General features: G+C 42.4%; 23 protein-coding genes. 16 read left to right on the plus strand and 7 right to left on the minus strand.

The window, feature by feature from the left end; translation table 11 throughout:
- Positions 1-118 precede the first annotated feature (118 nt).
- The 3 genes from KXV15_RS00415 to leuD all read left to right on the plus strand — a co-directional run bounded on the left by KXV15_RS00415 (position 119) and on the right by leuD (position 3,769).
- Positions 119-2,170 (plus strand): TonB-dependent receptor, encoded by a 2,052-nt coding sequence (locus KXV15_RS00415; RefSeq protein ID WP_240006180.1) that lies wholly within the window; start codon positions 119-121, stop codon positions 2,168-2,170.
- A 135-nt stretch (positions 2,171-2,305) separates the two neighbouring features.
- The gene (gene kdsA / locus KXV15_RS00420; protein ID WP_240006181.1) at positions 2,306-3,157 is read left to right on the plus strand and encodes a 3-deoxy-8-phosphooctulonate synthase; all 852 of its coding nucleotides are present in this window, start codon (positions 2,306-2,308) and stop codon (positions 3,155-3,157) included.
- A gap of 9 nt (positions 3,158-3,166) precedes the next feature.
- On the plus strand, positions 3,167-3,769 hold the full coding sequence (gene leuD, locus KXV15_RS00425) for a 3-isopropylmalate dehydratase small subunit (RefSeq protein ID WP_240006182.1): 603 nt from the start codon (positions 3,167-3,169) through the stop codon (positions 3,767-3,769).
- A gap of 6 nt (positions 3,770-3,775) precedes the next feature.
- Here leuD and KXV15_RS00430 read toward each other — a convergent pair whose 3' ends face one another.
- Together KXV15_RS00430 and KXV15_RS00435 are read right to left on the minus strand one after the other, a co-directional pair.
- A complete protein-coding gene (locus tag KXV15_RS00430) occupies positions 3,776-5,581 on the minus strand; it encodes a cation:proton antiporter domain-containing protein (protein WP_240006183.1) in 1,806 nt (601 codons plus the stop codon).
- A gap of 1 nt (position 5,582) precedes the next feature.
- The gene (locus tag KXV15_RS00435; protein WP_240006184.1) at positions 5,583-5,936 is read right to left on the minus strand and encodes a Rieske (2Fe-2S) protein; all 354 of its coding nucleotides are present in this window, start codon (positions 5,934-5,936) and stop codon (positions 5,583-5,585) included.
- Between the two features lie 65 nt (positions 5,937-6,001).
- On the opposite strand from KXV15_RS00435, the gene KXV15_RS00440 reads away from it, so the two are divergent.
- The gene (locus KXV15_RS00440) at positions 6,002-6,880 is read left to right on the plus strand and encodes a sterol desaturase family protein (protein ID WP_240006185.1); all 879 of its coding nucleotides are present in this window, start codon (positions 6,002-6,004) and stop codon (positions 6,878-6,880) included.
- Here KXV15_RS00440 and KXV15_RS00445 read toward each other — a convergent pair.
- On the minus strand, positions 6,849-8,294 hold the full coding sequence (locus KXV15_RS00445) for an NAD-dependent succinate-semialdehyde dehydrogenase (protein ID WP_240006186.1): 1,446 nt from the start codon (positions 8,292-8,294) through the stop codon (positions 6,849-6,851). The two genes, KXV15_RS00440 and KXV15_RS00445, sit on opposite strands and share 32 nt — an antisense overlap.
- Before the next feature lie 10 nt (positions 8,295-8,304).
- Entirely contained in the window at positions 8,305-9,591 is a 1,287-nt protein-coding gene (locus KXV15_RS00450) for an NAD(P)/FAD-dependent oxidoreductase (protein ID WP_240006187.1), read from the minus strand.
- A 143-nt stretch (positions 9,592-9,734) separates the two neighbouring features.
- On the opposite strand from KXV15_RS00450, the gene KXV15_RS00455 reads away from it, so the two are divergent.
- The 9 genes from KXV15_RS00455 (at position 9,735) to KXV15_RS00495 (ending at position 20,317) form a co-directional block, all read left to right on the plus strand.
- Entirely contained in the window at positions 9,735-10,397 is a 663-nt protein-coding gene (locus KXV15_RS00455) for a GntR family transcriptional regulator (protein WP_240006188.1), read from the plus strand.
- Positions 10,398-10,475: 78 nt separating this feature from the next.
- Entirely contained in the window at positions 10,476-11,891 is a 1,416-nt protein-coding gene (locus KXV15_RS00460) for a transaminase (protein WP_240006189.1), read from the plus strand.
- Positions 11,892-11,901: 10 nt separating this feature from the next.
- Entirely contained in the window at positions 11,902-13,272 is a 1,371-nt protein-coding gene (locus KXV15_RS00465; protein ID WP_240006190.1) for a glutamine synthetase family protein, read from the plus strand.
- Positions 13,273-13,283: 11 nt separating this feature from the next.
- The gene (locus KXV15_RS00470) at positions 13,284-14,675 is read left to right on the plus strand and encodes a glutamine synthetase family protein (RefSeq protein ID WP_240006191.1); all 1,392 of its coding nucleotides are present in this window, start codon (positions 13,284-13,286) and stop codon (positions 14,673-14,675) included.
- Between the two features lie 48 nt (positions 14,676-14,723).
- On the plus strand, positions 14,724-15,878 hold the full coding sequence (locus tag KXV15_RS00475) for an ABC transporter substrate-binding protein (RefSeq protein WP_240006192.1): 1,155 nt from the start codon (positions 14,724-14,726) through the stop codon (positions 15,876-15,878).
- 297 nt (positions 15,879-16,175) lie between these two features.
- Positions 16,176-17,336 carry an ABC transporter substrate-binding protein gene (locus KXV15_RS00480; RefSeq protein WP_240006193.1) on the plus strand — a complete coding sequence of 387 codons (1,161 nt, stop codon included), beginning with the start codon at positions 16,176-16,178 and terminating at the stop codon, positions 17,334-17,336.
- 77 nt (positions 17,337-17,413) lie between these two features.
- Positions 17,414-18,307: an ABC transporter permease gene (locus KXV15_RS00485; protein ID WP_240006194.1), complete on the plus strand. Its 894-nt coding sequence runs from the start codon at positions 17,414-17,416 to the stop codon at positions 18,305-18,307.
- Positions 18,308-18,317: 10 nt separating this feature from the next.
- Complete coding sequence (locus tag KXV15_RS00490; RefSeq protein WP_240006195.1) at positions 18,318-19,154, plus strand: ABC transporter permease; 837 nt, start codon at positions 18,318-18,320, stop codon at positions 19,152-19,154.
- On the plus strand, positions 19,154-20,317 hold the full coding sequence (locus tag KXV15_RS00495; RefSeq protein ID WP_420830561.1) for an ABC transporter ATP-binding protein: 1,164 nt from the start codon (positions 19,154-19,156) through the stop codon (positions 20,315-20,317). The genes KXV15_RS00490 and KXV15_RS00495 overlap by 1 nt, the downstream gene beginning before the upstream one ends.
- Positions 20,318-20,421: 104 nt before the next feature.
- Here KXV15_RS00495 and KXV15_RS00500 read toward each other — a convergent pair whose 3' ends face one another.
- The gene (locus KXV15_RS00500; RefSeq protein ID WP_240006196.1) at positions 20,422-21,276 is read right to left on the minus strand and encodes a TIGR01459 family HAD-type hydrolase; all 855 of its coding nucleotides are present in this window, start codon (positions 21,274-21,276) and stop codon (positions 20,422-20,424) included.
- Between the two features lie 220 nt (positions 21,277-21,496).
- On the opposite strand from KXV15_RS00500, the gene fdxA reads away from it, so the two are divergent.
- Together fdxA and KXV15_RS00510 are read left to right on the plus strand one after the other, a co-directional pair.
- Positions 21,497-21,838: a ferredoxin FdxA gene (gene fdxA, locus KXV15_RS00505; RefSeq protein WP_240006197.1), complete on the plus strand. Its 342-nt coding sequence runs from the start codon at positions 21,497-21,499 to the stop codon at positions 21,836-21,838.
- Between the two features lie 417 nt (positions 21,839-22,255).
- Positions 22,256-22,798 carry a CarD family transcriptional regulator gene (locus tag KXV15_RS00510; RefSeq protein ID WP_240006198.1) on the plus strand — a complete coding sequence of 181 codons (543 nt, stop codon included), beginning with the start codon at positions 22,256-22,258 and terminating at the stop codon, positions 22,796-22,798.
- Positions 22,799-22,836: 38 nt separating this feature from the next.
- Here KXV15_RS00510 and KXV15_RS00515 read toward each other — a convergent pair whose 3' ends face one another.
- Positions 22,837-24,099 carry an MFS transporter gene (locus KXV15_RS00515; protein ID WP_240006199.1) on the minus strand — a complete coding sequence of 421 codons (1,263 nt, stop codon included), beginning with the start codon at positions 24,097-24,099 and terminating at the stop codon, positions 22,837-22,839.
- An 87-nt stretch (positions 24,100-24,186) separates the two neighbouring features.
- On the opposite strand from KXV15_RS00515, the gene KXV15_RS00520 reads away from it, so the two are divergent.
- Complete coding sequence (locus KXV15_RS00520) at positions 24,187-25,080, plus strand: LysR family transcriptional regulator (protein ID WP_240006200.1); 894 nt, start codon at positions 24,187-24,189, stop codon at positions 25,078-25,080.
- A gap of 52 nt (positions 25,081-25,132) precedes the next feature.
- Here the strand turns inward: KXV15_RS00520 and KXV15_RS00525 are convergent, their stop codons facing one another.
- Positions 25,133-25,618 (minus strand): Hsp20 family protein, encoded by a 486-nt coding sequence (locus tag KXV15_RS00525; protein WP_240006201.1) that lies wholly within the window; start codon positions 25,616-25,618, stop codon positions 25,133-25,135.
- Between the last annotated feature and the right edge of the window lie 108 nt (positions 25,619-25,726).

A 25,726-nucleotide genomic window follows, 5' to 3' on the forward strand; every position in this document is an offset into this window, starting at 1 on the left:
CCGAAATTATAAGTACATTATAATTTGCGGGTTGGACAAAATGTCCAATTTAACGTCCCACCCAGAAGATTAAAGCACCCATTAAATCTAGTTCTTTGGGTTCTTCTGGAGGGGAATTATGAAATCCAAACTTTTATATAGTGTTTCGTTTGCATTGATGCTTATGCCAGCCTTAAGTTTTGCAGATGATTTAGCAAATACAGACAAAGATACGACCGTGGTTGTGGTCACCGCGTCAAAACCTGTTTTACCGACACTTAATGTAGTTGCCGGTAATCCGATTGAAAATGACGGCGCACGCGATGCGGGGGCATTAATTGAAAACCAAAAAGGCGTTGCAATTATTCGCCATGGTGCACAAACTGGTTTGATACAGCTTCGTGGCCTTTCACAAGACCGTGTAAAGGTTCGTATTGATGGTGTGGAAATTGTTCCTGCCTGCCCTAACCATATGGACCCACCATTCCATTATGTTGGAACAAATGACATTGGCGCAATTTCAATTGCCAATGGCGCGACCTCTATTGCGGACAGCGGTGATTCAATTGCCGGAACCATTACCGTTAATACAAAGTCTCCTGAATTTGCCTCAGGCGATAAAGAAGAATTATCAGGCGATTTAAACTTTAATTATTCTGATGCCAATCGCGGCACAAATGGCGACCTTGGCCTAAACCTTGGTTTTGCAAAAGCGGCATTCCGCCTATCTGGTGGTTTTCAAAATGGCGGCGACCTTGAATATAAAGGCGGCACCGCCAGCGTAACTGGTTATAAAATGAACCATTACAAATTCGAAGGCGAGTTTTTGACACCAATCGGTCAAATCGGCTTTGGCGCAGGTGGTGATGATTCCCGAAATGTTGGCACACCTGCACTTGCAATGGATATGGTATATGACCACGCCGAAACTTACCGTATTGGCTTAATCGGAGACTATTCATTTGGCAAACTAACTGCCCGCATTTTCCATAATGACATTGATCACATTATGGATAATTATGGCATGCGCACATATAACACTACAAGCCGCATGAATGCACCGGCAACCAGTACCGATAACGGCTATTTCGTAAGCCTAGATATGCCGCTTTCTGCCTTTAACCTAAAAATTGGCTCTGATGGGCACTTGAATGATTTTGATGTTTATATGCAAAACATTGCCAATGGCATGATTTCACAATCTTTCAACGAAGCATCACGTGACCGTTATGGGGTTTTTGCCGAACTTGATGGTAAATTAAACCAACACATTCACGCAAAATTCGGCGTTCGTTATGATAATATCAAAGCCGACACTCATGATATTACTAAAAGCATGATGTCGGACGCCCCATACCTTCCGGCTTTCAATGGCACTAATCACGAGCGTACTTTTGACAATTATGAACTAAGTGCGGGTCTAAGATGGCATGTGGTCGATGCACTGGTATTCGAATTTATGGCAGCACAAAAAATGCGTGCGCCAAGTATCGTCGAACTATATCTTTATAAGCCATCTGCAACATACGGCTCTGCTGATGGAAGAAACTATATGGGTAATCAGGATTTAGATTCTGAAACTTCGCGCCAAATTTCTGCGGATGCTTATATCACGCTTGGCAATTTAAAACTAAATCCAAGCGTATTCTACAATAAAGTAAGTGATTATATTCAAGGTGTTGCCATGACTGCTACACCTGGTGCAACACTTAAATTCCAGAATATTGACGCCGAAATTTATGGTGCTGAATTCTCTGCTGATTATGCCTTAACTGATAATTGGGCATTATTTGGTGCGGCATCATACGTTCATGGTGAAGATACCACCCATAACGACAACCTTTACCGTCTGTCACCACTTCGTGGGATTGCAGGGGTAAAATATGACAGCAAACATATAGAAGCAATGCTAGAAACCAAAATGGTCGCAAAACAAGACAAGGTTTCGGCATATAATGGCGAACAAGTTACCCCATCTTATACTTTGGTAAATCTGCGCGGTCGTTTGAAATTAAATGAAAATGCAGGTTTAAACTTTGGTGTCGAGAACGTGTTTGACAAATTCTATTATGACCATTTGTCTGGCATTAACCGCGTTAATGACGCTGCATTGGGTGGCAATCTTGCAATCGGGCAGAAAATCCCAGGCGCAGGCCGCACATTCTACATGGGCGTTAATTACAAATTCTAAAATATAAATTCCCCTTCTAAAAAACTGACCCCGCATGAATAATGCGGGGTCTTCCTCTTTTTTTCCTGCAGATTGTGCATAAATTTTTTTGCAATAGCTTTTGATTGGCACTATATGGGCTCTTGAGGTATCAAAATGTCAGAAGCAAATAAAATAGTAAAAATCGGTGATGGTGCAGCACAAATTGCGGTTGGTAATGACCTTCCCATCAGTTTTATCTGTGGCCCATGCCAAATGGAAAGCCGTGAACATGCGCTTGAAACCGCGCAATTCCTAAAAGAAATGTTCGCAAAAATCGGCGCTGATTTCATCTATAAAACCAGTTTTGACAAAGCGAACCGTTCTTCAATCGGTGGAAAACGTGGTCTTGGGCTTGAGAAATCTCTCGAAGTTTTTGATGAAATTCGTGAAAAGCTTGGCCTTTTAACCCTTACTGATATCCATAATGAGGAGCAGTGCCAAATCGTTGCCCCACATGTCGATGTTATGCAAATTCCGGCGTTTTTGTGCCGCCAAACAGACTTGTTGGTTGCGGCGGCAAAAACCGGCAAAACCATCAATGTTAAAAAGGGTCAATTCCTTGCCCCTTGGGACATGGCAAATGTGGTAAAAAAAATCACCGATAGCGGCAACCCAAATGTTTTGGTTACTGAACGTGGCGTTAGTTTTGGCTACAACACTCTTGTTACCGATTTCCGCGCTTTACCAATAATGGGTAAAATTGGCGCGCCAGTTGTTTTTGATGCCACCCACAGCGTGCAACAACCAGGCGGCAAAGGTGATTCCTCTGGCGGTGATCGTACAATGGTTCCATATCTTGCACGCGCAGCAGCAGCAGTTGGCGTGGCAATGATATTTATCGAATCGCATCCAGATCCTGACAATGCGCCATCAGACGGGCCAAATATGGTTCGTTTTGATGAACTTGAAGAATTGGTGCAATCAATCCGTGCCCACGACAAACTTACAAAATCAATGATTAAATAAGAGATAAAAATGGAAGCCTTTACCCATCTTTCAACCCATGCCGCACCTCTTAATTTGGCGAATATTGATACCGACCAAATTATTCCAAAACAATTCCTCACCACTATTGAGCGTAAGGGGTTGGGCAATGGCTTGTTTTATGATTTTCGCTTTGACGAAAATGGCAATCCAAAACCTGATTTCGTTCTTAATCAAGAACGTTATAAAGGCACAAAAATGATTGTGGCGGGCGATAATTTTGGCTGTGGCTCTTCACGCGAACACGCCCCTTGGGCATTGTTGGATTTTGGCATTCGTTGCGTTATTGCACCATCTTTTGCCGATATTTTTTATAATAATTGCTTTAAAAACGGCATTTTGCCAATCAAATTGCCACAAGCCCAAGTTGATGAATTAATGCAAGATGCCAAAGGGCACAATTTCCGTTTTGACGTCGATTTGGAAACCCAAACCGTTACCGCGCCATCTGGCAAAGAATATCATTTTGAAATTGAGCCAAGCATGAAGCGCGCGCTTTTACTTGGTCTTGATGATATTGCCGATAGCCTGACACACAAAGTAGAAATTGAACGCTATCAAGAAAAGCGCAAAACCCTTACACCTTGGTTATAATTTAAACTAACCTTCACGACTATCTTTTATTCTTCGCATCCGCTCTGACGGCGTGGTTGAGGTTGCGGCATCCAAAATCTCATCACGTAATTCGGCACGCTTGGTATGGATTGCCACCAAAATGTGCGCCATTGGCACACCGGCCTCAACCATGATGGATTCTGCAAGTTGCAAACTTGATTCCAAGGTTGCCGGCACAGCCTCACTGACACCTAATTCATAAAGCTTGCGAGCATGTTGTGTATCGCGCGCGCGGGCAACAATTGGAATATCAGGGCGAACTTTGCGAATGGCATTTACGATTGTGACTGTATTCAAATAGTTTTGAATAGAAATAACCACCGCCTTGGCGCGATCAATTGCACAAGCATGAAGAAATTCAGGCCGCGAAACATCGCCATAATAAGCACGAATTCCATTATCCCGTGCCTGTGTCACCATATTAATATCAATATCGGTGGCGATATAGTTTACATTTTGCGCCCGTAAGAGATTTGATATCAACTCACCAGAACGTCCAAGCCCCGCAACAATTACATGCCCATCATCGCCAAGTGTTTCACTAGAGGCTTTTTCAATTTCACTTCCGGGGCTTTTAGGTTTTGGTTTAATTGCTTCCAAAATTTCAGAAAGAACGGGAACAATACACATTGATAAAGCCGCCACCGTAAGCGCAAAGTCACTAGAACGTGGACCAACAATATAATAGGTTTTTGCGATGCCAATCAAAACGAACGCGAATTCCCCTGCGCCACCTAGCAAAAGACCGGCATAAATCGCATTGCGGGTTTTTAACCCCATATATGGGCCGATGGCCGCAATAATTGCCGCCTTTACGCCAATCAAAAGTAGCGCAGAACCAATAGTTAAAAATGGTGATTCAATAATTTTTGCGACATTTACCCCCATACCGACAGAAACCAAGAACACCCCAAGCAATAAACCTTTGAACGGTTGTATGGTTGCCTCAACCTCACGTCGATATTCTGTTTCGGCAAGCAATAATCCCGCCAAAAAAGCACCCAATGTCATCGATAACCCTGCCGCAGATGTCGCAAGACCAGTTAGGATAACCACCAGAATACTTGCTGCCATGAAAACTTCGGTGCTTTCGATGGCCGAAGCCATTTTGAAAATGGGGCGCAAAATAATCCGACCAATAAAAATCACCGCTACGATTGCAACAGTTGATATTGCCAAAGCCTTTATTAATGGAAAAAATCCAAGACCCAATTTAGTTGGCGCCAAAAATGGCAAAGCGAACATTAACGGGATTACGATAATATCTTGAAACAACAATATGCCAAAACCGGCCCGCCCCTCTGGGGTATTTAAGCGCTTTTTATCAGACAAAACCTGCATCACGATTGCAGTTGAAGACATTGAAAGCGCAACGCCCAAAATAGCCGATGCAGTTGCAGAAACCCCAAAAACTTGCCACGAAATTAGGAATATGCCCAAGGCGCAGCCAAAAACCTGCAGACCACCCAAAGTAAAAATCAGTTTGCGCATTTTTTTCAAACGCTCAAATGATAATTCAAGGCCAATGGCAAAGAGCAGGAACATAACCCCCAATTCCGCCATGGTATGGATTGTATTTGGGTCTTTGATTGTTAGAGGCGCTAAAAAAGGATAGTCTTTTGAATAAGAGCCAAGACCATATGGTCCAAGCATAATCCCGCACAAAATATAACCAATAATCGGTGAAATTTTAAAGCGGTAAAATAGTGGCACAATAATCGCCGCCGCCGAGAGGATAATCATCACCTCGCGCAAGCTAATTGTCGTGGCTATGTGGCTGGTATTTTCCATATCATCTAACTATTATGGTTTCACCTTCAATTACAAGAGGGTATTTCCGCAATGGCTTACCTTTTCCAGGACCACCCAAAAAACTTCCATCTTTCCCTGAAAATGCCGCACAATGCCCCGAACAAATGATGTCGCCGGCATCATCAAAAAGAAGAACTCCATCATCCGTATCAAGACGCCAACCGGCGTGCGAGCAAATATTATGAAACCCACTTATCTGTTCCCCCACCCGGGTTATAATCACAGAAATCAGACGGTCTTCTGGATAAATATCAACCACAATACCCTTTCCATCAGGAATATCTGAAATTTTTAATTCCTTATACTCAGGCTTAATATTTTTGGTGCTATTCATTTTATGTTATTCCTACCACGAGTAATTAAGTTATATTTTAGGAATTAAGCGGGCAAGTCGAAAACATGTCAATAGCGGGCTTTGATAATATCTATAATCACCCATCTGGCTATGCACTGGTGTGGCTATTAATTTGTCTGGTTGTTTTCGGAAGCCTTGAAAAACTATTTCCCTATGAACGCGCGAAAAAAAAATTGCGAAAAGATGCCTATATTGATGTTATATATTGGGTTGTTGCGCCATTACTTTATTCATCAACTGCTTGGATTATGCTTGTCGCAGGTTTTTACTTGTTATTTGCAGGCAATATGGATGCCGCATGGCAATTTTTGAATGACGGTGCAAATTGGGCTAATAAAACCCCAATCTGGTTACAGGCAATAATGGTGCTTATAATCAGTGATTTTTCATTATATTGGACACACCGACTATTTCATCACGCAAAATTATGGAAGTTTCATGCCGTGCATCACGGTGCGCAGCAAATGGACTTTTTAACCGCAGCGCGGTTTCACCCAATAAACATTATCTTCCATACTTTGATTGCCAATTCGATTTGTTTATGGATAGGGTTTTCGCCATTATCAATTACCATGTTTGCACCGCTTAACACACTTTATTCGTGTTTTGTGCATTCAAATCTGAATTTAAAATTTGACGGAATTTTAAAATATATTTTGGTTTCACCTATATATCACCGCTGGCACCATACCGGCCCTGATGAGGGTGGCAATATGAATTTTGCCGCAACCTTTCCGATATTTGATCTTCTATTCGGGACCTATTTCCTTCCCGAAGACAAACTTCCGGGCAAGACTGGAATTCACGAAGATTATGTTCCCAAGACACTATTGGGGCAATTAATTTACCCCTATACTCCAGAACCCAAGTCTAAACCCAAGACGTTGGATATCAAGCGCCAAGCCCCAAATAAATATATTTAAGCTCGACATATTCTTCGATGCCATGCGAAGATCCTTCACGTCCCAGTCCTGATTGTTTAATGCCGCCAAACGGCGCAAGCTCATTTGATGCAAGGCCAGAATTAACCGCAACAATCCCTGCCTCTATCGCCTCAGCAACACGGAAAACCCGCCCCAAATCACGTGCATAAAAATATGATGACAGACCAAATGGTGTATCATTCACCATTTTTAAAACGTCTTCTTCGGTTGTGAACTTAAACACAGGGGCAAGTGGGCCAAAGGTTTCCTCCTGCGCACAAAGCATTTCGGTTGTGACGCCGGTTAATAGTGTTGGCTCAAAAAAAGTTCCACCGAGCGCATGGGGCTTGCCGCCCAATTCCAACTTTGCACCTTTTGAAAGCGCATCATCAATATGGGATTGCACTTTTTTGACTGCCTTCTCATCAATCAAAGGCCCTTGTGTAACGCCATCATCAGTTCCGACACCAACTTTTAAGGCCGCAATTTTTCCACGCAAAATGCCAACAAATTCATCATAGATGCTATCTTGAACAAATACCCGATTAGCACAGACACATGTTTGCCCAGTGTTACGGAATTTGGATGCCATTAAACCTTCTGCGGCCGCCTCTAAATCAGCATCATCAAACACTATGAATGCTGCATTGCCGCCAAGTTCAAGCGCTAATTTTTTAACCGTATCGGCGCATTGCTTCATCAATATTTTCCCAACCGCCGTAGAGCCGGTAAATGAAAGCCCGCGCACAATTTCGCTATCGCACCAAACCTTGCCAATTTCCTGCGCATTACCGTTTACAATATTCAAAACGCCATTGGGAATACCCGCGCGAATTGCCAACTCGCCAAGTGCAAAGGCGGTTAATGGGGTTTCCGACGCCGGCTTACAAACCACTGTGCAACCAGCCGCCAATGCAGGTGAAACTTTGCGGGTTATCATTGCCGCAGGAAAATTCCATGGAGTTATAGCCGCAACAACCCCAAGTGGTTGACGCAAAACCAAAATTCTTGCGTCCGCTTTTGGCGAAGGTATAGTTTCACCATAAATGCGCTTTGCCTCTTCGGCAAAAAATTCAACAAAACTTGCAGCGTAAAGGATTTCCCCCTTGGCTTCGGCCAATGGTTTTCCTTGTTCAGTAGTTAGGATAAGTGCCAAATCATCCAAATTGGCAATCATTAAATCATACCAATTTCTAAGGATTGTTGCGCGTTCTTTAGCTGTCTTTGCACCCCATGCCTTAAGGGCAGAATTTGCGGCATTCAAAGCATCTTGAGCGGCATCGCCACCTTCGAAAGCCACATCTGCGATTTTCTCACCCGTACCAGGATTAGTTACAATACCACCGATTTTGCCGCACCATTCGCCATTAATAAGGTTTTGGGTTTTAAAAAGGGTTTTATCTTTTAAATTCATCTTTTTGCCCTTATGGTAATTTATCAAGCACTGAATAATATGAAAGTGCCGCAGTTAATAGCGGAAAGCGTAAAAAACGACCGCCAGGGAAATCAGGGATTTTTAAGGCACTTAGAGTTTTGAAATATTTATCATCCCCCAATAATGCGATTCCCAAAATTTTACCAAAAAAAGGTGCAAGTAAAACACCCTGCCCCGAATATCCAGCGCTAATGAATGTATTTTTCCCAACCTTATTAACAAATGGAAGTCTGGTTGGGGTTATGCCAACACGCCCACCCCATGCAAAATCAATTTTGGTATTTGCAAGGTTAGGATAAATTTTAACAAGATTATTGCGCACAAATCCCGCAATATCCCTTGGCATGGCATCGGAATATTTTTCGCCGCCACCGAAAAGCAGCCGACTATCCGCGGTTTTGTGAAAATAATTAACGACAAATCGTGTATCCATACCACCCGCAGCATTTGGCAAAATTTCATCACCCAATGGTTCAGTGGCAATAACGAAATTACCAATCGGCATTATTTTGGCGTCAATTTTTTTATTGATCCCCTCAATATAGCCATCGCCACATAAAAGGATTTTATCGGCCCTTATTTGTGCTTTAGTGGTTTTTATAATATTACCTTCAACACTTAAAACCCGTGTATTTTCATAGATTTTCGCACCATTTTTAACTGCCGCAGAGGCAATGCCATACAATAATTTCAACGGGTGAATTTTTCCCGCACCATTATCTTTTATACCGCCATAATAAACATCACTGCCCAAGGCATTGGCACATTCATTTTTGTCCAAGATTTCAAATTTATCATAATCATATTGCGCGGCCATAAATTCGGCATCGCTTTTAAGCCATTCAAGTAATGAGGGGCGATGCGCCGCAAATACCAAACCGTTTTTATAATCGGCATTAATTTCATATTTCGCCATAAGCGCATGAAGGTTGGTTTTTGCGGCCTCGGCAATATTCCATAAATCATGGGCAGCTGTTACACCAATTTTTTCTTCAAACCATTTTTGATCATGTCTATAACCGCTACAAACCAGCCCGCCATTACGGCCAGACGCGCCATAACCAATTTCATTGGCCTCCAATAAGCAGACATTCACACCATTTTCCGCCAATGCAAGTGCGGCACCAAGTCCGGTTAGCCCACCGCCAACAACAGCAACTGAAAAATCAGCATTTTCACCCAATTCTTGCACAGCAAATGGGCGTTTGGCACTATTATGATAATAAGTCATAGGTGCTTTAAAAGTTTTTTCAGATAGATTATTTTGTAATACCATTTTAGCTATTGTAAGGTTGCATATTCTGTTTCATAAATAAAAATGTAATGTAAAATTCGTTATAACAATCATTTATTTCCGCAAAGATGTCAATGATTGTTCTTTATGATTTATTTTGAAGACGCAATCACTGGAAATAATTAATGACGGAAACAATTGAAGACGTTGAAAATAAGCCTCCACTGCACGAAGCAATTTATAAAAAATTGCGCTTACTATTGGAAACGGGTGCATTAGCCCCCGGGCAGGCATTGTCATTACGAAATTTGGCGCATTCGTTTGAAGGCTCGGTTACGCCGGTTCGCGATGCGGTTTGGCGTCTTGCCGCAGAGGGGGCATTATATATTGGCCCAACCCGCCGTATTTCTGTTCCAACTCTAAGCAGGAATCAGGTGCGTGAATTAATGCGTGTTCGTGCACTGCTTGAACCAGAAGCGGCGATTTTAGCGCTTGATAATATTACGCCTGAAATTATATCGCAAATGCGCGCCTATGATGCCGAACTTAACAAGGCGGCAATGGAAGGCAATGTGCAGGAATATATGGCAAATAACCATGCATTCCATTTTACACTTTATGCGGCATCAAATTCAGATGTTTTAATACCTCTTATTGAAAGTATTTGGGTGCGCTTTGGTCCTTATATGCGCCATGCTTATCCAGATGTTGCAGGTATGGAAGGCGTTGAAGATCATCATGCGCAAGCATTAGATGCATTGGAAAAGCGCGATGCAATTGCCCTTAAACGCGCTATTAAAGCCGATATTGGCGATGGTGAACAATTTTTGTTACATGAAATGGAATAAATTCTGTCCCCACTTGACAGTGACAGAATTAACGCCTTATATTTGTTATAACAAATACAAAGAACATCAGGGTGTTTTGTGAGTGGAATTAGCGATAGTATAACCGAATCTAATAAGCCCTTGGTAAAAAGGGTAAATCGCGACTTATTGAAAAAATTCATTGCCTCGGCACGTGCTGATTATATTGCCGCCCGCCCCAAATGCTTTGCCGCCCATGAAATAACTGGCAAATCTGGCAATGCAACCGGATTTTTGGGTGGGGTCCCGCAACATTGGATGCTTGATTGGTCCACCCCATTCCCGCTTCAGATAAAATCGGCCAAAGGCTGTAAAGTCACTGATATTGATGACAATGAATTAATTGATTTATGCCTTGGCGATACGGGGGCAATGTTTGGGCATTCGCCGGAAATTATCGCAAGTGCATTAAAAGATGCGGCAGAAAATGGCCTTACCACCATGTTGCCAAGCCAGTATTGCGCCGAAGTTGGGCAGAAATTGGTAGAGATTTTTGGCCTTCCATATTGGCAATTGGCGCTTTCGGCTTCGGATGCCAACCGCTTTGCACTTCGTGTGGCGCGCCTTGCCACCGGCCGCCAAAAAATACTTGTTTTTGATGGTTGCTACCATGGTGCGGTTGATGAAACCACCGTCTATCTTGATGGGCGCGGCAAAACCAGCGCCAAGCCGTCTTTATGGGGGTCTGCGTTTGATCCCGCAATAAATACCTATTGTGTTCCTTTTAATGACAAAGAAGAAATCTATGCCACATTAATGGGTGAAGATGTTGCATGTGTAATTATGGAACCTGCACTTACCAATTGTGGCATTGTGCCACCAAAGCCAGGCTTTTTGGAATTTGTGGTGGAAACTGCACACAAATTTGGAACCTATGTCTTATTTGATGAGACACATACATTATCAAGTGGTTATGGCGGCTATTGCCGAATTAACAATCTTGGCCCTGATTTATTTGTTGCCGGCAAGGCGGTGGCGGGCGGTGTTCCCACCGCAATTTGGGGCATAAGCGAAGACGTAAAACAACGTCTTGATGATGCACGCGCGGTTTTGCCAATTGGTCATTCGGGAATTGGCACAACATTGGGCGGATCATTGTTACAATTGTCTGCACTTTATGGCTCATTAAACCAACTTGTCACCCCAGAAACCTATGACAAGATGCTTGCCACCGCGCAAATACTTGAAGATGAACTAAACAAAATAATTTCTGAATTCTCGCTTGATTGGTCGGTTATTCGCATTGGCGCGCGAATGGAAATTATATTCTCAAAAACAATCCCGCAAAATGCCGAAGAAATGCGGGCTCTATTCGACCATGAACTTGAGGAGGCGTTGCACCTTGGGTTACTTAATCTCGGCTTTTTGGTTACGCCATTTCACAACATGCTTTTGGCAGGACCAGATTTAACCAAAGAAAACATTTTGAATTATGCCCAATCTGTGCGACAAATAATCGGGCAAATTTGCGATTAACAGGGATATCATGACTGAATATCAGGACGACCATAAAATCCTAGAAAACTTCATCCGCGAAAAGGGTGTTAGTGAGATTGAATTAATTTTGCCCGATATGAACGGAATTGTGCGTGGTAAAGTTGTTCCGGCATCACGCTTTTTGCACGGGGTTTCACGGCGCACCTTGCGAATTGCTTCATCAATTTTGACCGTTACGATGACGGGTGATTACCCAACCTTACCAAACGGCGAAGATGAGTCGGTACAAGACCCCGATTGCGTATTGCAACCCGACCCAATTTCAATTCGTGTTGCCCCTGGTTATTCGACCCCCACCGCCTTTGTTATGACTGATGCATTAAAAAATGACGGCACACCAATTGATATTGCGCCACGCCAAGTTTTACGCCGTGTTCTTGCACTTTATGAAGCAAAAGGATGGGAACCAATTGTTGCACCAGAGCTTGAGTTCTTTTTAACCGCCCGAAATATTGACCCCGATTTACCACTTGAAACACCAATCGGACGTTCAGGGCGCGCCGAAACCGTTTCTCAACCATATGGGCTAGAGGCAATCAACGAATATGAAGACCTAATTGAACAGGTTTACGAGTATTGCGAAGTCGCCGATATTGACATCGACACCATGATTCACGAAGCGGGCGCAGCGCAGCTTGAGGTGAACTTTAATCACGGTGGCTCGATGATGCTTGCCGACCAAGTGTTAATGTTCAAACGTATTTTCCGCCAAGTGGCGATGCAAAACGGCGTTTATGGAACATTCATGGCAAAGCCGATGGATAACCAACCGGGTTCCGCAATGCATATCCACCAATCGTTAGTGGATATGGAAAGCGGCAAAAACCTGTTCGCACTTGAAAATGGCGAGGATTCGCCGATTTTCCGCTCTTTTATAGCCGGATTGCAGCGGTTCTTACCTGAATGCGCACCATTATTTGCACCAAACGTAAATAGTTTCCGCAGGATGCGCCCGCAATATGATGCGCCAATTAACGTTCAATGGGGTCGCGATAACCGTTCATGTGGATTACGGGTTCCTTTATCTGATGGGCAAAACCGCCGTGTTGAAAACCGCCTTCCTGGGGCGGATTGTAACCCATATTTGGCAATTGCCGCTTCGCTTGCATGTGGTTATGTTGGTATTGAAATGGGTCTTGAGCCCACCGCACCATTACAAGGTTCGGCGTATAAATTACCACGATCTTTACCGCGCACCCTTGATGAGGCATTAGACAGATTTGCAATTTGCGGCCCAGTGCGCGAAGTTTTGGGCGAAGATTTCTGCAAAACTTTCTTTGCGGTCAAAGAAATGGAATTGGATCATTTTGAAGGTGTGGTTTCGGCATGGGAACGTGAACACCTGTTATTAAAAGTGTAGGGGAAGATTGATTGACTAAAGGTCACACAGCGCAAATCGCAAACTGGGCAGAAGCGGAAAGCTTTTTAAACGCCAATCCACAAATTAAATATATTGACATTATTTATTCCCCCCTTACCGATGTTCCACGCGGTAAACGTATCCGCGCGCATGAACTGAAATCGGTTTATAATCACGGTCGCTATTTACCGGGCTCTATTGCCGTGGTTGATACAATGGGCGCAGATTGTGAAGATACCGGTCTTGTTTGGGAAGATGGTGACGCCGACCGCCTTGGTAAACCTGCAACCAACACCATTTTCAAAGCACCTTGGCTTGGGGACGATGTCGCACAATGTGTTTTGTCGCTTTATGAGCTTGATGGCAAACAAAACGACCTTGACCCACGTTATATCCTGCAACACGTGATTGATTTATTCGCCGCCGAAGGCCTGACACCCGATGTCGCATGCGAATTTGAATTTTTCCTTTGCGCAAAGCGTGAATATGGTGAACGACCACGAATTGGTAAATCAACTGTAACCAACCATACACCAATCGGTCACGAGGTTTATGGCCTGCGCGAGCTTGATGATTATATGGATTTTTTGCGCGACATTAATGATGCCGCAGAAGCCCAAGGATTACCGATTGAGGCGGCAATTTCCGAATTCTCTCCTGGGCAACTTGAAATCGGTCTTGAACATCGCGCAGATGCTTTGCGGGTTGCCGATGAGGCAATGATGTTTAAAAGACTTGTTAAAGGGGTTGCCGTTAAACATGGTTTTGAGGCCACCTTTATGGCAAAACCTTTTGCTGGGCTTGCCGGCAACGGACAACACCTTCACGTTAGTCTTTTGAATGAAAAAGGTGAAAATGTTTTTGCTTCAGAAGATGTTACCGGCTCACCTCTTGTGAAACATGCAATTGCCGGGATGCAGGCAATGATGCCATCATCAATGGCGATTTTTGCGCCAAATGCCAATTCATATCGCCGCTTTGTTGGCAATTCATATGCGCCAATTGCCTCAACATGGGGGGTAAATAATCGCACAGTTGGTTTAAGAATCACTGCGGGCGCACCAAATACTCGCCATATTGAACACCGAATTTCTGGCGCCGATGCCAGCCCCTATTTAGGTTTAGCAGCAATGTTAGCAGGGGTTTATCATGGCATTAAAAATAAACTCGAACCAAGTGAAATGGTGGTCGGTGATGGCTATTCGCAAATGGAAAAAGCGCCAAACCAACTGCCATTAAATTGGTTTAGCGCGGTTGATAAATTTGAAAACTGTCCACTTGTGGGACAATATCTGGGTCAAAGATTCCAGAAAATGTATTCAATTATCAAACATACAGAGCAAAATAGATTCTTTAGCGCCATCTCACTTGAAGATTATGACTGGTATTTTCGCAACGCCTGATATAAAGGGCAAATAATTTTATTATTTTTGCGAATATGGGGTTATATCATGAGCGAGATAAAGCTTTCGGCACAAGAAGTTGCGCGTTTCTTGAATGGTAATGCGCGTTCAAGACGCGCATTTATGGCGGCATTTGGTGCGACTGCGGCGGCATTTACGGTTTCTGCATGTTCAAAAGGCGGCGCAAAGAGTGGTGAAACTGCCAAAATTGTAATTCCAAATTCGGAAAAGCAACCGCTTAAATTCTATAATTGGGATACTTATATAGGTGAAACCACACTTGATGATTTTAAAGCCGCATCTGATGTTCCGGTTGAAATGACGCTTTTTGCCAATAATGACGAATTATTTGCGAAATTTCGTGCCGGCAACCCTGGTTATGACGTAATTATGCCATCAAACGAATATGTTACCCGCATGGCACAGGCCGGCTTGTTAGAGCCATTGGATCATTCAAAAATTCCAAACCTTAAAAACCTTGCACCACAATTCTTTGACCCTGAATATGACCGTGGCAGCAAATATTCAGCAACATATACATGGCTTGTGGTTGGGGTTGGTTATCGTAAGTCGGCAATGAAAAATGGGGTTGCACCGGATTCATGGAAAACCATTTTTGATTCTGATGAATATAAAGGACGAATTTCACTTCCTGGGGAATCAATGGATTTATTCCGCCTTACATTTAAATATCTTGGTCACTCCGTGAATGATTATACGCCGGAACTTATTAAGCAGGCAGAAGAAATTCTTATCAAACAAAAAGCCAACATCAAAAACTTCCATGATGATAATGGACAGGATTTATTGCTTTCTAAAGAAGTTGATTTGGTTGTCGAATTGAATGGCGATATTGCACAGGTTCGAAATGAAGATGATGATATTGATTTCATCGTTCCCAAAGAAGGCTCACTATTAAACACTGATTGCATGTGTATTCCTAAAGGCGCACCAAGCCCAAACAATGCCCATGCCTTCATTAATTATATTCTTGATGGCAAAGTTGGTGCCGAAATCACCAAAACCATCCTTTATCCAACCCCGAACGATGCCGCAAAAGCATTGATGGATGACGGTTATAAAACCAATACTATCATCTTCCCACCAGCTGATCAGATGAAGAATTGTGAATATGGCAAATATCTCGGTGATAAATATGCACAAGATATTGAAGCGGCAATGAACCGTGTGCGTGCCAGCTAATTAAGCAAAATTTGTTGTAACACTTATTGCTAATACTAATGCGCGGTGATTTTTTGCCGCGCATTAGTGTTTTTGTGTGTTAAATACTGCTGAAATCGTGTTTTTCATTTGACAAATTGCCAATTTGCACAATGATTAAGCATAAAAGGGCAAAAGAACCCAAATTTTGGATGGAAACGTCAAACATTGCAAATAGAATCGTTTCTCCCCATCGATTCTAGTTAAAGTTTGTGGTTGATATTTCATTACGCACAGAATTGTTATGACAATTTTTGAAGTATGAGTAAGGGTGAGACAATGGCTGAAATTAAATTAACACCGGAAGAAACCGCATTATTTCTTAAGGGCAATTCGCGCTCAAGGCGCGCATTCATGGCGGCATTTGGTGCAACCGCTGCGGCATTCTCTATTGCGGCATGTTCAAAAGGTTCTGCGCCGGCAGCAAAAGATGACGGCAAGATTGTAATTGAAGGATCAGAAAAAGCGCCTTTGAAGTTTTATAATTGGGACACCTATATTGGTGAAACTACATTGGACGACTTTAAGGCCGCATCCGATGTTCCGGTTGAAATGACGCTTTTTGCCTCTAATGACGAATTATTTGCGAAATTCCGTGCTGGCAACCCTGGTTATGATGTTATCATGCCATCAAACGAATACGTTACCCGCATGGCAGAAGCCGGCATGTTGCAACCACTAGACCACTCAAAAATTCCAAATATGAAAAATATTGCGCCAGAGTTTTTGGATCCTGATTTTGACAAGGGTCGTAAATTCTCTATGCCATATACATGGTTGGTGCTTGGCATCGGCTATCGTAAATCAGCGATGAAAGATGGCGCTGCACCTGATTCTTGGAAATATGTCCTTGATTCAGACCAATATAAAGGCAAGATTTCGCTTTTGGGTGAATCGATGGATTTATTCCGTCTTACATTTAAATATCTTGGTCATTCAGTAAATGACTATACCCCAGAACTTTTAAAACAGGCCGAGGCGATTTTGGTTAAACAAAAAGCCTTTGTTAAAAACTTCCATGACGATAACGGTCAAGATTTGTTATTATCCAAAGAAGTTGACATCGTTATTGAATACAATGGTGATATTGCCCAAGTGAAAAAAGAAGATGACGATCTTGATTTCCTAATCCCTAAAGAAGGTTCTTTGCTAAACTCTGATTGTATGTGTATTCCAAAAGGTGCACCAAGTCCGAATAACGCACACGCTTTCATAAACTATATTCTTGATGCAAAGGTTGGCGCGGCGATTTCCAAAACCATTCTTTACCCAACTCCAAATGCTGCGGCAAAGGCACTTATGGATGATGCCTATAAAAATAACCCAATTATTTTCCCACCTGCTGATAAACTTGCGAAGTGTGAATATGGTAAATTCTTGGGGCAGGAGTATGCGCAGTCAATTGAATCTGCAATGAACCGTGTCCGTGCGGCAAAATAAAATATTAAGCAGTCAAGGGGGGTGATTTTCGCCTCCCTTTCTTTATAAATAATGCCAAAATAAAATCAGGGAAGAATATGCAAAACTGGTTCGAAAATAAGCGTTTCTTTTGGGCAACAATGCTTGCGCCCACCGTTTGGTTTCTTGCGTTTTTTGTTGCCCCAATGGCGTTGGTTTGGGCATATTCTTTTGGTGAGAACGCGGGGCCAGTAAATATCGCCATAACTGGCACTTTTGGGAATTATGCCAAGGCATTTCGCCCAGAAATTCTTCAAGTTTTAAGCGACAGTGTGGTTTTGGCACTCATTGCCACGTTAATATGTTTGGTTTTGGCATTTCCGGTGGCGATTGCAATGACATTTGCCGATGACAAAACAAAGTCATGGCTTTTGCTTTTAATAATGCTACCGTTTTGGACGAATTTGCTTATTCGAACTTATGCCCTTATTGCGATGATGCGCACCGAAGGCTTTATCAATTTCACCTTTGCATTTTTCCATAATATCGCGGTCTCACTTGGGTTTAATCTTGGCGATTATGTACCGATGGAATTGCTTTACAATAAATCGGCGATTGTAATCGGTCTTGTATATGTGCATTTACCGTTTATGGTTTTGCCCCTTTATGCCGCGCTTGATAAACTTGATCGCTCTTTAATCGAGGCATCACTTGATTTAGGCGCAGGGCATTTAACAACCATGTGGAAGATTGTGGTTCCACTTGCATTGCCGGGAATTGCGGCGGGGTTGGTTATTACCTTTATTCCGGCAATGGGTGCATACCTTACCCCAGATTTGCTTGGCGGTCCAAATGACTTAATGATTGCCACATTAATCGAGAGACAGTTTAAACGTGCCAATGACTGGCCATTTGGTTCGGCATTGTCGTTTATTTTGATGTATGTAACCCTTATATTCTTTGCGCTTAGAACCTTCTTTGAGGCTCGTGGCGGTAAAGTTTCGGCGCATTAGGGGGAATATGATGAGCAAGAAACCACAGCGCGCGCCTTTAGAATATTCAAAATCGTTCCGCCTTCGGGCCTGGATTTTTGGCGTATTATTATTTCTTTATGCACCATTATTAATTCTGATTGCTTTTAGCTTCAACGATTCCAAACGCAACATCGTGTGGAAGGGCTTTACTTTTAAATGGTATGTCAAAGTTTTTGAAAATGATGCCCTGCGTGAGGCATTGTTCAACTCTTTGATAATCGCGGTGCTTTGCACTATCTTCTCGGTAATACTTGGTGCATTGGCGGCATTTGTTTTGTGGCGATTTAAATTCCCAATGAAGGGATTATTAGAAAGCGGCCTTAACTTACCGATAGTTGTGCCAGAAATTTGCATGGGTGTTGGGGTTTTGATGTTTTTCAACAAAATCCATTGGCCAAATGATTTACCTTGGCCCATCTCATTATCACAGATTATTATTGCCCATATCACCTTCTCTTTCCCATTTGTTGCGGTTGTAGTTCGGGCAAGGCTTGAAAGCTTTAATAAAGAGCTTGAGGCAGCGGCACTTGATTTGGGTGCATCACAATGGCGTGCCTTTACCGATGTAATCGTTCCACATATGACACCGGGTCTGATTGCGGGTGCATTATTGGCGTTCACACTATCGCTTGATGACTTTGTGATTACTTTCTTTGCCTCTGGTCCAGGGACAATCACATTCCCGATTAAGGTTTATTCAATGGTGCGCTTCTCGGTTACACCAGAAGTTAATGCCGCATCGACCATCATTATCGTTTTAACCCTGATTGCAACCGCGGTTGCCATGAAGTTTCAGGATACCTCCCCGAACAAGGAGAATGCTTAGTGCCAGATAATTCAACAGTAAATAAGAAATCATCTGTCGTAAAAGATGAAACCATTATCAAAATTGAAAACCTAACCAAACGTTTTGGCAAGGTTGCGGCGGTGGATGACATAAACCTTGAAATCAAGCGGGGGGAGTTTTTTGCACTTCTTGGCCCATCTGGTTGTGGTAAAACCACACTTTTGCGCATGATTGCGGGTTTTGAAGTTCCAACAGAGGGCAAAATATTTTTGGATGGCGTTGATGTTTCCAACATCCCACCCAATAAAAGACCAGTAAACACGGTGTTTCAATCATATGCGGTTTTTCCGCACCTTAGTGTTTTTGATAATGTTGCTTATGGTCTGCAATTTGACAATGTTTCAAAATCCGAACAGCGCGAACGCGTTATGGCGGCATTAGAAGATGTTAAACTTGAACACCTTGCCGAGCGCAAACCTGACCAAATGTCTGGCGGTCAAAGACAACGCGTTGCCTTGGCACGTGCATTGGTAAAACGCCCCAAAGTTCTTTTACTTGATGAGCCATTGTCCGCACTTGATGCAAAATTGCGTGAGGCAATGCGATTTGAGCTTACCGAACTTCAAGACCGTGTTGGTGTAACCTTTATCATGGTTACACATGACCAAGACGAGGCATTGGCGATGGCGTGCCGTTGTGCGGTTATGGATCGTGGTCGTTTGATGCAGCTTGCGACACCGTCAACGCTTTATGAATTCCCCGCCAATAAATTCGTTGCTGACTTCATTGGCTCGGTAAACATGTTTGAAGGCAAACTAATCCTTGATGAGCCAGACAAAGCAATTGTTGAAGTTGAGGAATTAGGCGGAAAAGTATTCTTTGATCACGGTGTTTTGGGTGCAGAAGGCGGTCAAATTTTTGTTGGCATTCGCCCTGAAAAAATCGAACTTATTAAACGCACCAAGGATATGAAGAAACCACAAATGGAAGACAGCCCAGAAGACTGCAATGTTTTTGCCGGCGTCATTGATAATATTTCATATCTTGGGTCAGAATCCATTTATGAAATCACGCTTGAAAATGGTCGCCGCATGCAGGTTTCGCGCCCTAATTTATCGCGTTGGGATCAAGAAGACTTCACCTTTAATGACGAAGTTTGGCTTGGCTTCCATGGCGACAGCCCGGTATTATTGCAAAATTAAAGTTATTTATCATACCTGCCATCAAAAGCCTGTCACCCCACATCGAATTGTGGGGTCTGGTTTATTTGCATCAGGAAAAGGCAATATGGTGGCAAGATAACCCGCTAAATCAAATCCACCATCGCATATTTGGCATGAAGCCCACGTGACGACAAGAATGCGGCGGTGCGTTCTTCATCAAGACCATTAGGACCACTTAGTTCCGCCATATGAATACCACCAGTTATGAATAGACAATCAAGTTTTTGATGGAACGCCCCTTCAACATCGGTTTGAATACCATCGCCAATACATAAAACGCGGGAAGGGTAAAAATCACCGCGAATTTGACGGATTTTATCAAAGGCCAGTTCGTAAATTGGCGGATTTGGTTTGCCGGCCATAATAACTTCGCCGCCCAATTCTTCATAAATATCTGCCAATGCACCAGCGCAGGTTATAAGCCTGCCACCAAATTGCACCACACGGTCAGGGTTGGCACAGAAAAATGGCAGGCCAACATCCGCAAGCATCTCAAGCTCTTTACGATAATCCTCTGCGGTTTCAACCAAATCATTACGCGGGCCAGTACAAATAATGAAATCTGCATCTTTTGGATTATCAACCAATGAGGCATTCATTTTCTCAATTAAGCTGTTATCTTTACCGGTAAGAATTGGATAGGCTTTTGATCCACGTTTTTCCATGGCGTCAAGTATCGCGTCGCCAGAGGTTACGATTGCATCATAAAAATCATTTTCAATGCCGATTGAGGCCATCTGTGGGCCAATCTGTTCACATGGGCGTGGTGAGTTTGAAATCAGAACTATTGTAAGCCCTTTTGCCTTTGCCGCACGTAACGCATCAAGCGCAGGGCCAAATCCTTCGCGGCCATTATGAATAACACCCCATACATCGCACAAGAGTACGTCATAATTTGAGGAAATTTCGGAAAATTTTTGAATAATTGTGGTTTTCATAAGCCCCTATTAACGTCTATATGCTAAATTTAAAAGACTTAAATCTGAAGAAGTTTTAAGCAATTGTTTTCTGTTTAAAAATGCGCTAATAGCCGCCACGAAATAAGGCTTGCTGTATAAAGCAGTTTAAATCACGGGGTGCGACAATATCAAACTTGATTTTGTTGTATTTTTGATGCAACAAGCCAACGTTCATTTCTTGTAGGGAATCTAAGTAAATATGACCTATATCGTTACTGATAATTGCATCAAGTGCAAATATATGGATTGCGTAGAAGTTTGTCCGGTTGATTGCTTCTATGAAGGTGAGAATTTTCTCGTAATTCACCCCGATGAATGTATTGATTGCGGTGTTTGCGAACCTGAATGCCCGGCGGATGCAATTCGCCCTGATACCGACGACGAGCCAGATGGCAAATGGTTGGAAGTAAACACCAAATATGCAAAAATTTGGCCTAACATTAGTGTTAAAGGTACTCCGCCTGCTGACCGTGAAAAATTTGACGGTGAAAAAGACAAATATGAAAAATACTTTTCACCAAACCCTGGAAAAGGTGAATAATCAAATTTGATTAATTGCATTTAAGTAAATGGGGGCTATGCCCCCTTTTTATTATGTTGGTGTAATCTAAAAATTTGCCTGAAAACAAATAATAAGCCATAATATTGGCAAATATGTTCAAAAAATATCATTTTTGGCTTAGTTAAATTATAATTTACCCTTAAACAAAGCAAAATTGATTCAAACACTTTATTTTTTGCAAAATTTATGTTATAGATACATTTAACTAGAGGGCATTTTGGAAAAAGATGCCCTATTTTGTGGAAATTGTTGGGACATTGGTTTTTCATCTCTAAATAATATTTATTATTTGTTCATTACGCGTCCGTAATGGCGGGGTGCTTCTTTTGTCCTTTTTAACATTTTCAGAGTTGTTTCCGACACTTCCGCCGGAATAATTAGAACAGGAAATAAATGATGAGCGCAACAAAAACTCTTGATATTGGCACTCTTGAAATTAACACAATCGAAAAATTTAGTGTTGAAGATTTTGTGGTATATCCTGCGCATGGGGTTGGTAAAATTATCGGTATCGAAACCCAAACAGTCGTTGGCATGAAATTAGAAGTATATGTAATTTCCTTTACTCAAGATAAAATGACTTTGCGTGTCCCAACACAAAAAGCGAAATCTTGTGGTCTTCGCGGACTTTCTGGCCCAAGAATTGTTGAAGAATCTTTGCGTACATTAACGGGTCGCGCACGTATTAAACGCGCAATGTGGTCACGCCGCGCCCAAGAATATGAAGCAAAAATCAATTCTGGCGACCTTATCTCAATTGCAGAAGTTGTTCGCGACCTTCACCGCAATACCGACCAGCCTGAACAAAGCTATTCAGAGCGTCAACTTTATGAAGCGGCACTTGATCGTATGGCACGTGAGTTTGCGGCAATCGACAATTGCGATAAAGATAAAGCAGTTGAAAAGCTTTCTGCAACTTTGGCAAAGCGCGCCGCATAATTTGATAAAACAAATTATATAAACAAAAGACCGGTATTTTACCGGTCTTTTTTTATTACCACCAAGCTATTGGCGGTTACAATTGCAATCAATGACATTGCCGCACACAAAGTTGCAACCGATGCCCAGCCACCATTGTGCCACAATATTCCACCTAGCGATCCAACAATACTTGAACCAAAATAATAAAATAACAAATATAACGATGAAGCATGCCCTTTGTTTTCTTTGGCAATGAAACCAATTGAAGAGCTTGCGGCCGCATGGGCAATGAAAAATCCAGTTGTTACCAATATAATCGCAAAAATAATTGTAACTATTGATGATAAGAATGAAACCAAAACACCAGCCAGCATCAATGTAAAGCCGCCAATCATAACAGGTTTACGCCCAATCTTATCGGAAAGTCCGCCCGCTAATGATGATGAAATCACGCCGAAGCCAAATGCCAAAAACAGCATGGCAATCATAAACTGACTAAGGTTAAATGGTGGGGCGCTAAGGCGGAATGTTGTATAATTAAATATGGTTACGAATATACCGGTAAGCAAAAACCCAAGTAGGTAAACTCGTAATAGGTTTTTATTCGACAAATGGCTTTTCCATGCATTAAAATGGAACCCAATGTCCAATTTATTAGTTCGCACAGAATTACGCGGGGCAGGTAATAAAACATAAAATGCAAATGCCGATAATATACAAATTATTCCCATCAATGCCATTGCAAGATGCCATGATGTAAATTCGGTCAAGGCCCCCATTCCGACGCGGCCAACCATCGCGCCAAAGCCGTTACCAGCAATATAAAGCCCCATGGATCTCCCAAGATTTTTTGGATTAATCTCTTCTGATATATATGCCATTGCCACGGCAGGAACACCGCCAAGAACAAAGCCTTCTAATGCCCTTGCCAATAAAAGCTGATGCCAATGCGGTACAAAGGCGGCGATAAAATTTAATATCGCTCCCGATAACATCGAAACATATATCATTTTTTTGCGGTCAAAAATTTGTGAGATTGCGCCCATCAAGAAAATTGAAATCGCCAAGAAAAATGTCGTTAATGATAGCGCAAGCGAACTATTTGCAGGGCTTACGCCAAAGCTTTTTGCAAATGCAGGCAATAATGGCTGCACACAATAAATCATGGAAAAACTGGCAAAGCCAACAAAAAATAACGCAATCCCGGTATTATTATATTCCTTGGTTCCAGCACTTATATATTTATCGAGCGTCACCGCACCATTAGCGCCAGCGCTATAGTTCGCGTAATTATCTATTATTTTTTCCTGATAAGCCATTTTTATCTCTTTTTTTGGCATTATATGGAAAATTATATATAGTTCTAATATATTGCTCAGGCATTATCCATATGTTATAAATATATCATGGAGCTTAGACATATCAGATATTTTCTTAAAATTGCAGAAGAAGGCAATTTTACACGCGCTGCCGCACAATTAGGGATTGGGCAACCACCATTAAGCCAACAGATACATAATCTTGAAGCTGAAATTGGTTATCCATTATTTCATCGGCTTTCACATGGTGTCGAATTAACGCCGGCAGGACAAGCATTTTATGAAAAAGTACAGGATTTCCCGCAACGGGCATTTAATTCAATTCTTGCGGCACAAAAGGCGGCCCGCGGTGAAACCGGAACGCTTGCACTTGGGATTACGGGTGCAACCGCACTAAACCCACATGTACCGCATACAATACGTGATTTTAGACATAAGTTCCCTGACGTAGAATTAAAAATTGAAGAGGCAAACGGGTTAGAACTTATCAAGCATCTATATGATGGCAGGCTTGATGTCGCTATTTTTAGGTCGTCTTCAAAAGATCCTGATGACTTGCACATTGTAAAATTAGGGCAAGAAGAATTGATGGCGGCATTGCCTGCTAATCACCCTCTGGCGCAAAATAATCATGAAATAAATATCAATGATTTATGTGATGAGCCATTAATCCTTACTCCACGTGATCTTGGCACAAGTTTGCATGACGCAACAATTAAGGCGTTTAAGGATGCGGGAATAGAACCAAAATTAGGGCCACCCGCACCACATATTGCTTCAATAATGTCATTGGTTTCGGCGGAATTGGGTGTTGCCTTGGTTCCAAAATCAACCCGTCAATTGGCATTGGATGGGGTTAAATTTATCCCGTTAATAGCACCCGCCCCGAAAATCACGCTAATCATTGGCAGCCATAAAACAAAATCATCGCCAATTGCACAAAATTTCATTGCACTGGCAACAAAAGTTTTCGCGAGTTAAAAATAGAAAAGGCCGCAAATTGCGACCTTTCCAATCAACGATCTTAAATTAATTAAGCGACTTCTTTGGCTTGCTTACTGTCGTTATTTGCCGTTTTTTCAATTGTTGGCAAATTTTCAACATTGCCGATTGAAATTTTGCGCGGCTTTGCCGCTTCTGGAATTTCACGTTTGAGGTCGATTACCAAAAGACCGTTTTCAAGATTTGCACCAACAACTTTCACATGGTCTGCAAGCTGGAAACGGCGTTCAAACGCGCGTTCAGCGATACCACGATGAAGATATTTGGTTTCTTCAACATTTGTTGTTTTGTCACCTTTAACGGTTAAAAGACCTTCTTTAATTTCAATATCAAGGTCGTTTTGGGCAAAACCTGCGACCGCAATTTCAATGCGATACTGGTCTTCGTCAAACTGCATCACATTATAAGGCGGCCAATTTGGTGCCTGTTCCTGACGAGCAGCAGTTTCGATAAGGTTTGCCATACGGTCAAAACCAACAATTGTTCTGTAAAGTGGTGATAAATCAATATTTCTCATAAGATTCTCCATTCTTAAGCAATCAAATGTGTCCAAAAGCCGCAAACGCGGGATTTGAACGGGCTTCACTTTGTCGTCATCCCAATAAGGCAATGATTTAAAAGTGTT

Source organism: Pseudaquidulcibacter saccharophilus, from assembly GCF_019455445.1.
GTDB classification, from domain to species: Bacteria; Pseudomonadota; Alphaproteobacteria; order Caulobacterales; family Aquidulcibacteraceae; genus Pseudaquidulcibacter; species Pseudaquidulcibacter saccharophilus.